This window comes from Streptomyces sp. NPDC056948, assembly GCF_042674225.1.
Taxonomy (GTDB): domain Bacteria; phylum Actinomycetota; class Actinomycetes; order Streptomycetales; family Streptomycetaceae; genus Streptomyces; species Streptomyces purpurascens.
Map to the genome: position 1 here is coordinate 1 of NZ_JBHUQX010000364.1, position 9785 is coordinate 9785.

At 69.1% G+C, this 9785-nt stretch carries 8 protein-coding genes; 1 reads left to right on the top strand and 7 read right to left on the bottom strand.

All coding sequences use genetic code 11. The features are described 5' to 3' along the window. Positions 1-82 precede the first annotated feature (82 nt). The 7 genes from ACFTZL_RS34270 to ACFTZL_RS34300 form a co-directional block, all read right to left on the bottom strand. Positions 83-4450, bottom strand: coding sequence for a DUF6531 domain-containing protein (locus ACFTZL_RS34270; protein ID WP_382590997.1), 4368 nt, complete (start codon positions 4448-4450; stop codon positions 83-85). Between the two features lie 118 nt (positions 4451-4568). Continuing rightward, positions 4569-5294, bottom strand: coding sequence for a hypothetical protein (locus ACFTZL_RS34275; protein WP_382591000.1), 726 nt, complete (start codon positions 5292-5294; stop codon positions 4569-4571). A gap of 31 nt (positions 5295-5325) precedes the next feature. Then, a complete protein-coding gene (locus ACFTZL_RS34280) occupies positions 5326-5640 on the bottom strand; it encodes a hypothetical protein (protein WP_382591003.1) in 315 nt (104 codons plus the stop codon). Positions 5641-5725: 85 nt separating this feature from the next. After that, positions 5726-6025: a WXG100 family type VII secretion target gene (locus ACFTZL_RS34285; RefSeq protein WP_382487805.1), complete on the bottom strand. Its 300-nt coding sequence runs from the start codon at positions 6023-6025 to the stop codon at positions 5726-5728. An 85-nt stretch (positions 6026-6110) separates the two neighbouring features. Further along, entirely contained in the window at positions 6111-6602 is a 492-nt protein-coding gene (locus tag ACFTZL_RS34290; protein ID WP_382591006.1) for a YybH family protein, read from the bottom strand. A gap of 28 nt (positions 6603-6630) precedes the next feature. Further along, positions 6631-8094 (bottom strand): MFS transporter, encoded by a 1464-nt coding sequence (locus tag ACFTZL_RS34295; RefSeq protein ID WP_382591009.1) that lies wholly within the window; start codon positions 8092-8094, stop codon positions 6631-6633. Next, complete coding sequence (locus ACFTZL_RS34300; RefSeq protein ID WP_382591012.1) at positions 8091-9287, bottom strand: FAD-dependent monooxygenase; 1197 nt, start codon at positions 9285-9287, stop codon at positions 8091-8093. The genes ACFTZL_RS34295 and ACFTZL_RS34300 overlap by 4 nt, the downstream gene beginning before the upstream one ends. A 152-nt stretch (positions 9288-9439) precedes the next feature. Here ACFTZL_RS34300 and ACFTZL_RS34305 point away from each other — a divergent pair. After that, positions 9440-9785, top strand: a 346-nt coding sequence (locus tag ACFTZL_RS34305; protein ID WP_382591015.1) for a TetR/AcrR family transcriptional regulator, incomplete at its 3' end; no start/stop codon positions are given.

Consider the following 9785-nt stretch of genomic DNA (forward strand, 5'->3'; position numbering starts at 1 on the left):
CCGCCGACAAGGTCGGCGGGAGCCCTCTCGTATGCGGGGCAACGCCCGGAACAGCGAATGATGTCAGTGAGGACGGAACCCTCTAGCGAACGGGCGGATCGAACTGTTTCCCGAACTTGTTGTCGATGTCCGTTGCCTTGTCGAGGAGATCTTGCTTGGTCGTCGGGGTCGTCGTGGGGTTGCTGTTGTAGAAGGAATTCCATTCCTTGCGTATGTCTCGCAGGTGCACCGTGCTGTTGATCTTCTTGGGGATTCCGCGCAGGTTCTCCACGGAGTTGATCTCATCCTTCCTGAAGACGCCCGGGTACCTCTTGAAAGCCTGCTGTTCAACGGCGTGATGGATCACCAGCGGCTTCCCCTGCTGGGCGGGGTTGGCGTTGAAGAACGTCTTCCGGTAGGTGGACTTGCCGTTCTTGCCCACGGTCGCCGACTTGGACTTGGACTTGGAGCGCGTGCAGACGGCCAGGCCCAAGGGGTCCATGGCCGTCCGGGGGTCGTCGACATAGGCGACGGGGTTGGGCGCGGGTGCCAGCCCCAGCGGATCCGGTGACGCGTACCGCCCCGTCTCCGGATCGTAGTGGCGGAAGTAGTTGTAGTGGAGACCGGTTTCGGGGTCTTCGTACTGGCCGGGGAAGCGGAGGGGAGTGGTGGCGGTGGCGTCGCGGTTGCGGGTGGTGGTGCCCCAGAGGGTGGTGCGGGAGTCCCAGGCGATGTGGCCGGTTTCGTCGACGAGTTCGGTGGGGGTGCCCACCAGGTCGGTGACGATCGCGAAGAAACGGGAGTCCCACTCGGCCTGGGTGAGGTCGTCGGCGGGGCGGGGCTTGCGTTCGAGTTGGGTGAGGGGGCAGTGGCCCTCGTAGTCCCAGGTGAGGATGACGCCGGTGGTGGTGTCGGTCTGTTCGGCGAGGCGGGTGCCGTCCCAGGTGAAATGGACGGCCTCGGCCGCCGAACCATCCGTGTTCATACGGTACTTGGCCGTGCGGCGGCCCAGCGGGTCGTAGGTGTAGCGCCACAGGACGCCATCGGGGGTGGTGCAGGACAGGAGCTGGTCTTTGGCGTCCCACTCGTAGCGCCATGTGTCGGGCTTCCGCGACAGGCGCCGCTTCTGTCGCAGCACCATGCGGCCCGCGGCGTCGTGTTCGTAACGCACCGCGCCGGCCGCGTCGATGCGGGTGCCGGTGTAGGAGCGCTCGCCGCGGGCCTCGGAGCGGCCGGCCTTCTCCGGCCAGCTCGCGGAGGTCTGGTTGCCCGCCTGGTCGTAGGCGTAGGACTCGCTCCATCCATCCGCCGTCACCGTCAACGGGCGCCCGACAGGGTCGAGTTCCATCCGCTGGACCGTGCCGGCCACCGCATCGGTTACGGCCATGAGGTGATCGTCGGCCCGGTAGGTGTAGCTGCGGTCGCGGAGGGTACGGCCGGGGGCGACGAGACCCTGGGAGACGAGGCGTCCCGCCTTGTCCCAGGCAGTCGTCGCTCGCACGGGCGAGGCGTCAGCGCCCCAGACACGGGCCAGTTCCTGACCGAGGACGTCGTGGCTGAAGTCCAGCCGGTGTCCCTCGGTGGTGAGGGACTCACGATGGCCGGCTTCGTCGTAGCCGAGTTCGGTGACGGCGCCCGTGGGTGTCACGCGGGAAGTGCGGCGGCCGAGGAGGTCGTAGGTGAAGCGGGTGGTGCGGCCGTCCACCGTCTCGGCGAGGAGGCGGCCCATGAGGTCCCGCTCGAACTCCACCGTCGAGTGGCGGGAAGCCGCTCGGACGAGTTCCCCGCCCGGGTCGTACGTGTACGACGTGAGCACTCCTGCGACGTCCTTGGCCAGCAGCTCACCGACGGAGCCGTACTGGAAGGTGATCTCCTCGCCCAGGGGCGTGGTGTGGGAGACCACACGGTCCACGGCGTCGTACGCGTAGGCGATTTCGCGGTCGTCGAAGTCGGACTCGCTGGTCAGCCGGCCGGCCCGGTCATAGGTGTAGTCCCAGCTCAGGCCCTGCGAGTTGAGCATCTGCGTGAGACGCAGCTCCGGGTCGTAGGCGAAGACGTAGCGGACGCCGTCAGGGCCGGTGCGGGCGGCGAGCTTGTCGAAGTGCGTGTACTCGAAGGTGCTGACGCCGCCCGCCGGGTCGGTGCGCTCCAGGCAGTTGCCCTCACCGTCCCAGGAGAGGTGCTCGCTCCGGCCGTCGGGCGTGGTACGCGCCGATACGAAGCCCTCGACGGTCCACGTGGCGCGGGTGACGGCGCCCAGGGGGTCGGTCACCACCGTGGGCCGGCCGAACGCGTCGCGTTCGATGGTCGCCCTGTGCTCGGCCGGGCCGACGAGTGCCAGGGGGAGACCTGCGCCGTCGGTCTCGTACCTGACCACCGCGCCGGACGGGTCCGTCTCCGAGGCGATCGCGCCGCTGGGGTGATGGGTGAAACGGCTTGTGGTGCCGTCCGGGGCGATGACCGTGGTCAGGTTGCCCCACTCGTCGAACTCCTGCCGCCACGTCGTCCCGTCGGGGCCCGTCGACGAGGTGGGAAGGTTCAGCTCGTTGTACGACGCTGTCGCGGTGCTGTCGTCCGGGAGGTGGATGACGGTCGGGTTGTGGGCCCTGTCGTACTCGTACCGGGTCGTGTTGCCGAGGGCGTCGGTGTGGGCGAGGAGGTTGTCGTAGCGGTCCCACTCGGAGGTCGTGGTGTTGCCGAGGGGGTCGGTCTCGCCGATGACTTGGTGGAGGTCGTTGAGCTGGTGGACGGTCGTGGCGCCGCAGGCGTCGGTGTAGTGCGTCCGGTGCCGGTCGGGGTCGTAGCTCCAGTGTGAGGAGAGGTAGCCCTCGGGGCCGATGGTCTGCGTGACGCGGTTGTCGTCGTCGTAGACGTAGCGGTACGTGGAGTCGTTCCGATCCGTCCAGGAGGTGATGCGGGACCGGTCGTCATAGCCGAACACCAGCGACTTGCCCGACGAGTTCGCCACGTGCGTGAGGTTCCCGTCCGCGTCATGGCTGTACGACATGACCTCGACCGGGCCCTCGGGCGTACTCACCGTGAGACGGGTCAGAAGCCCGGCGAGGCAGTGCACGTCGACCCGGTAGCCGCCCGAGTGGACCAGACTCGTGGGGGTGCCGTCCTCCAGACGGGAGACGGTGACCTCGTTGCCGTTGCGGTCGTGCCACCCGGTCAGCCAGTACCAGTCGTTCCCGTCGTCACCGGGATGGTCCGCGAAGGCGCGGATGACGCTCGTGTGAGGGTCGGTGATGCGGTAGGCGACCTCCCCCTCGGCGCCCGTTACCGCAGAGGTCAGCGGGAGGCGGGGGCCTTCCTCGGGCCACACCGGCTCGTCCGACCCGGTGGCGGGAAGCCTCGGGTAGGTCAGGATCGAGCCGTCCTCGCGAGCCCACAACACCCTCCCCCGGTCGTCGACTTCGAGGCGCTCGTCCAGGGTGGAGGCCCAGGACGGGCCGAAGAACTGGCCGTAGCGGTACGTGGAGAGATGCGTGCGGGTGAGGGCCAGCGGAAGAACGCCGGGCAGCTCCAGATCGGTCTGCGTCAGCAGCATTTCACCGCTGGCCACATCGACCGGGTCGGTCTTGCAGGTACGGCTGTTCGCGCCCCGGCTGTTGAGGCGGGTGCCGCCCTGCGGATTCTTGATCGAGGAGGGCTTGACTCCCTTGAGAGCCGAACCGATCCCCCCGACGCCCTTGAGGAGCGCGGCCCCGCCCGCGACCATGCCCACGACGCCGAGCACGATCTCGGCTATGTTCCACTCGCCCGTCTCCGCCATGACGGAGATGTTGATCCCCAACGACGCCGCACCGGCCACGATGCTGCCGATCGTCAGGGCGATTCCCAGCCCCTGCAGGCCGGGCACCAGCAGGGCCAGGACACCCAGCACCGCGCTGATGATGCCGAGGGCCGTACTGAACGCCTTCTTGATCTTGTCCCACAGGCTGTAGCCCGCGACCGACTCGTCCTTCGCGTCGTCCAGCTTCTGGGCCGCGATGGAGGCGTCCTCCTCGCGCACCTGCCGTGCGTCCTCGGCGAGCATGCGGGCGGCGTCGAGGTCCGCTTGTGCGTCATCGGCTTGCGTCTGCGCCGCGGACTGCTTGCTGTGGGCCTCGTCGAGCGCCCGCCGTGTGCTCGCCCGCGCCTCCTGGTCATCCGGAGGATGGTGGGCCCCGTCCAGCCGCCCGATGGAGACACCGGCCGCGAGCACCACCTCGGTGGCCGACGCCAGCCGCTCCTGGGCCTCCCGCCCCTTCTCCAGGGCGTTGTCGGCATTGCGCTGCTGATCAAGCAGCGAATGGACATACGTGTCCAGCGCGCCGGCCGCCTGGTCGTACGAGCTGTGCAGCTTGCGCACTTGCTCGGCCAGGTCGCCCAGCTTGTCCCGGAGCTTCTCCATGGACTTGCCCTCGCCCACCTGCTGGTTCTCCAGCCCGGAGACGAGGGGGAGGGCATCGCCCGCATTGTCCGCCACGGAGCGATAGCTCCTCGCGAGCTCTCCGAGCACCTCCGCATCACCCGGAGTCGGGTCGTCCGAGAACCCGAAAACCGATTCCCACTCGGACACCGCTGGACGCGCCAAGGCCGCGACCTCACTTTCCCTTGTCTGCTTCGCCCATGGGGCCTCCACCGGCCGCTTCCGCCGCCGGATCCGCTGCGCCGGACGTGCCGGCCGGGTCCTCGAAGCGGAACGACTCCGCGATCGCGTCGAAGACCTCGTAGAACTGGTCCGCCAGATCCACGTTGGGGGTGGAGCTGGCGAGCACCAGATAGTCCCGGCTGTTCGGCACCGGGATCAGGGTGTGCCGCACCGCGGTGGGGACGGGCGTCCCCTTGTGGTCCACGTCCTCGATCCTGGTGATCCGCCCGACCGCTCCGACCTGGGGCAGTTCCACCAACTCCACCTCGCCGGGGGGCAGTCCGGTGCCTTCCGCCTGGGTGCCGAGCTGCATGCCGGCCGCGACGACGAGGTCCGCCAGATCCTCCGACTGACCCTCGGGAACGGAGATCCGGAGCACGGCCGTCGTGGCGCTGAGCACCAGGGGTCCGCTGCCCGCGTTGAGGATCCTGAGCATCCCCGACGCCCGCAGCGCGCCCTGCGCGTGCGCCTCGCGGGCGATGCGCCGGGTACTGCGGATCAGCTCGTCCACCTGCTCGCGGGAGAGCTGCGGTGCCTTCTTCACCTGGGACTCGATACGGCGGCGGATCGACGCGTCCCGGGTGTTCGGGTCGAGGTCGAGCTGCCACCAGGAGTCGGGGAACCTCACCGTGTAGCCTGCGGGCGCGCCCTCGGGCTGCTCCGTGACCGGATGCGTCATGACGCCTTTCCCTTCCGCATGACGTCTCCTGTCACGCTTCCTTCTTCGATTCGTCCAGCGAGTCGGCGACGTCGTCGTCCGTCTTCGTGAAGTTCTCGGAGATCGCGTCCGCGTTCTCGGAGAACTTCTTCACGTTGTCGTGGACCCGTTCGTGACCCGCCACCCACGCCTTGTCGAACCCGTCGAGAGCCTCCGCGAGCCTGCTGTCGCCGACGAAGCTCTCGAAGTCCTCCCGGCCGCCCGCGGCGTGGAAGAGGGTCGCGCTGTTGCCGATCAGATCCCCGATGGTCTGGAGCTCCCTGGCCGTGTCCTTCAAGTCCTGCACGGGAACGCTGATGCGACCCATCGGCGTCTCCTCTCCTGCTACGGCCGTCCGGCCCCGCCCTCACAGGGAGGGTGGGGCCGGACCGTGCCGGGCACGTCAGGGCACGTCAGCCGATGGAGCCGGACGTCTGGTCGTCGGTGTCGACGAACGCGTCGGCGGCCTGCTTGATGAACTCGCTGACGCCCTGCAGCCCTTCGATCGCCTCCTGGGTGCCGTTCTTGTACTCCTCCCAGAAGGGACGGAACTTGGTCTCGGAGCCCGGCGTCGCGTAGGCCGCCTCGACCATTTCCTCCATCTTGGTGTTGGCCTCGTGGAGGCTCTGCTGCATGTGCTCCTTCTGGTTCTGCAGCCAGGTCGAGGCCTCCTGCATCTCTTCCGGGCTGATCTGGATGTTGCCGCCGGCCATGCCGATTCCCTCCGTCGCTCCGTATCGCCGCGGCCATCGGGCGGGCCGCATACACCGGGCTCTACGGGGCACCTGCCGGGGTGGTTCACCCCTTTCGCGAAACGGCGGGGCGGCCCGTGCCGTGCGTCGGCAGCATGCCGTCGAGGGTGCCTGCGGGCAGGACCGTGGTCGAGTTGTGTTCGCGGACGATCCGCCAGCCGTCCGGCGTCGGGCGCCAGACCAGCGAGGTCGTGGTGCGTATGTCCGTGGTGCCGTCGGGCATGGTGATCCGCGCTACGAATGTCAGGGTGGACGCGGCCAGATCGTGGCCCGCGATGACGTGCGGCCCGTCGTCGACGGCATGTTGCGCGGAAACCATCGCGTGAAAGCCGGGCTCCCAGATCGAGCCGTACGCGGCGGCTGTCGTGGCCACACGCTGCTCGGGGTCGAAGTCGTCGTAGAGGCGGACGTCCGGAGAGCCGAAGTCGTAGAACTCGCCGAAGGTGCGCCGGAAGTCGAACGGCGCGTCCCCCGCGTTGCGTTCCCAGCCGAACACCCACCGGCCGTGCAGGTCCGCGATCAATTGTTCAGCGTTCATGACGCGACGCTAGGGCGGCGGGCGAGGGTCAGGGAGGGTCCGTCACACCCACCCAGGTCGTCTTTTCCCGCCGGCTGCGTGCCAGCATGATCGCGGGCACCGTGGCGAGGACGAAGAGCACTCCCGCCAGCGCGACGTAGAGGTACACGCCGGTCGCCGTGCTCACCGGGGCACCGTCGGCAAGGGTGCCGGGAATGTGGGTCGCTTTGAGCACCTCGCCGCCGGCGATGTTGAAGACGACCGAGCCGAGGGCGAGCACGACCGACACCAGACCGGCGATCGTGCCCTGCCGCTCGGGCGCTTCGAGGCTCGTCGCCAGGTTGTAGCCGGAGGCGCCGATCGCGCCGGCGGCCATGCCGAGCAGGGCGCCGCAGACGATCGCCAGAGGGAGCACCGCTACGCCCGCCAGCATCGCGAAAGTCGCCACTGTCCCGACGGCGATGCCGCCGAGGAGGGGCAGTGCGGGACCGAACCGCCCCGCGATCCATCCGGCGCACGTGCCGCCGATGACGATGCCGAGATTGGGCGCGGCGAGCAGCACTGCGACCGCCTCCCCGTCGCCCAGCCCGTACCCGAGCCCCAGATCGGGGGGCACCTGGGCGATGATGCCCGTCAGTTGCAGCATGCTCCGGAAGGAGCCCGCCGCCAGTACCAGGGCCAGCAGCGTCAGCAGGATCGGGCGGCTGAGGGCCCGGATGTCGATGATGGGTTCGTCGGCCCGCAGCGCGAGGAACGCCCAGCCGGCCAACCCGGCGGCACCGGCCGCCAGCAGCGCGACCATGCCCACGGACAGCCATCCGAGGTCGCTCCCCAGGCTGGTGTAGGCGAGCACCGCGCCGAGGCCGCCGCCGAGCAGGAGCGCCCCGCCCACGTCGATCCGGCCGGTGCCGCGGATCGGCGACTCCGGGATGAAGGAACGCACACAGAGCGCGGCCGCCGCGGCGAGCAGCGCCGCCACGATGAACACGCTCCGGTAGCCGAACACATCGATGACCGGCTGCATCAGGAACGGCTCGATGATTCCGACGATCGACGAGCCGGACGTCACGAGCCCGACCAGGGCCATCGCCACCCGCGGAGTGCAGATCTGGCGCGCGAGGGCCACCGTGAGGAAGACCGCGGCGAAGGCGGCGCCCTGGAGGAAGCGGCCCGCCACGAAAATCCAGACGTTGGGGGCCACGAGGCAGACCAGCGCTCCCGCGCAGGCGAGGAGCAGCGTGCCGATGAGCATCCGGCGCTTGCCGTAGATGTCGGAACTCTTCGCGAGCAGCGGCGACCAGATGGCCCCTGCCAGCATCGCGCTCGCGTTCAGCCACGCGGCCTGGTCGGTGTCGAAATGCTCCAATAACTGGGGTAAGACCATCATGGGCGAGCCGATGACCACGTCGGCCAGGACGTTGGCGAGGGTGAGGACGGCCGCCCAGAGGATGAGCCGCTTGCTCCAGCGTTGCTCTTGGGCGACGGGGGCGGGCTTTTCCAGCGTGTCTTTCACTCTGCGTTCTCTCCAGCGCGTCGGGGGGTGGTCTGCTGAGGGCCGTCGGGCGTCGTCCGCGTTGCTCGCAGCGCCTCGTTGCGGGCGGCAATGGCGGCCCAGGTGGTCGGCAGCATGCGGTCGCGACCGCTGTAGACACGGTCCTGGGCGAACGTGACGTAGGGGCGCTGCCGGGCCTCGTACCGTGCGAACGCGGCGGTGTGGTCGTTGCCGCACCGTTCGAGTTCCTCGGCGAGAAAGCGGGCACCGGTGAGCGCGAGCGAGGTTCCGCGGCCGGACAGGAAGGCCGGGCTGTACCCGGCGTCCCCGACGAGGGCGACGCGGCCGCGGTGCCAGGAGGGCAGGTGGATCTGGCTCGCGGAGGTGAAGAAGAAACCAGGATCGGCGCGGACCGTGTCGAGCAACTCCGGGATCCGCCACGACCGGTAGCCCGCGAAGGCGTCGATGAGGATCTTCTTCTGGGCGTCCAGGTCGTGGTGGTCGTAGGCGATCGGTTCCGAGCGGAACTGGAAGACGGCGACGGCCTTGCCCTTGTACCGGAAGACGCCCGCCATGCGGTTGGGGACGTTGTATATCGAGTTGGCGCCCTCGGACAACGCCTCGCCGGGATGGTCGGCGAGGGCGAAGTAGACACCCAGGTGCCGGAGGTGGTCCTCCTCGGGCCCGAACACCAGCCTGCGGACCGCGGAGTGCTGGCCGTCCGCACCGACCACCAGGTCGTACCGCCCGGTGCGACCCGATGCGAAAAGCACGTCGACGCCGCCGTTCCCGCCGCCGCCGTTCCCGCCGCCGCCGTTCCCGCCGTCGTCGGTCAGTGCCTCGATCGAGTCGCCGAAGCGGATCACCGCGGTGTCCGGGAGTGCGTCGGCGAGGATGCGCACGAGGTCCTCGCGGAGGAGCTCGATGTCGTCGTCGGAGTCGCTGATCTCCGCCATGGGGATCCGGGCCACCGGCTCGCCCGCGCTGTCGACGAACTGGGTGAGCTCGGACATCCGGACCCGTTGCTTCTGGATCTTCGCGAGCAGTCCCATTCTGTCCACGGCCTCGATCGCGTCACCGCGGATGTCGATGGGCGTGCCGGTGAGCCGGAGATGCCGGGCGTACTCGACAACGGTGACGCCGTGGCCGCGGGTGCCTAGCTCGAGTGCGCAGGCGAGTCCGGCGATACCGGCGCCGGAGACAAGGATGTTCACGTGTGCGCTCCAGGTTTCGCTGAGGTGGGCGTGCGACACTTAAAGAAACAATCTGTCGCTTTTAACGAGCTTACTTACCACCGGCTTGCACCGCAACGCCGCACCTGACGAGAATCGGCACCCGAGCAGAGAAAGAGGAGGTGAGCGCGGCGATGGCCGACGGGACCGCTGACCGGTCGCCCGCACGGCGCCCCGGGGGCCGCAACGCGCGGGTGAGGGCGCAGATCCTCGCCGCGACGGTCGAGCTCGTGGCGCGCGACGGCATCGCGGGGTTCCGCTACGAGGAGGTCGCCGAGTTCGCCGGCGTGCACAAGACCAGCGTCTATCGCAACTGGCCCGACCGCGAGGAGCTGGTGGTCGAAGCCCTGCTGCGCTACGCCGAGGACCTCGCCTCGGTCGCCGACACCGGCGACATCCACCGGGACCTGGTGGACTTCCTGCTGGCCCTCGCCGGTGGCCTGGAAACACCGTTCGGCCGGACGCTCGAACAGGCCATCC

Coding starts and splice junctions, on each gene's coding strand:
- ACFTZL_RS34280 (WP_382591003.1), bottom strand. CDS start 5,640: ATGGGTCGCATCAGCGTTCCCGTGCAGGACTTGAAGGACACGGCCAGG.
- ACFTZL_RS34290 (WP_382591006.1), bottom strand. CDS start 6,602: ATGAACGCTGAACAATTGATCGCGGACCTGCACGGCCGGTGGGTGTTC.
- ACFTZL_RS34275 (WP_382591000.1), bottom strand. CDS start 5,294: ATGACGCATCCGGTCACGGAGCAGCCCGAGGGCGCGCCCGCAGGCTAC.
- ACFTZL_RS34285 (WP_382487805.1), bottom strand. CDS start 6,025: ATGGCCGGCGGCAACATCCAGATCAGCCCGGAAGAGATGCAGGAGGCC.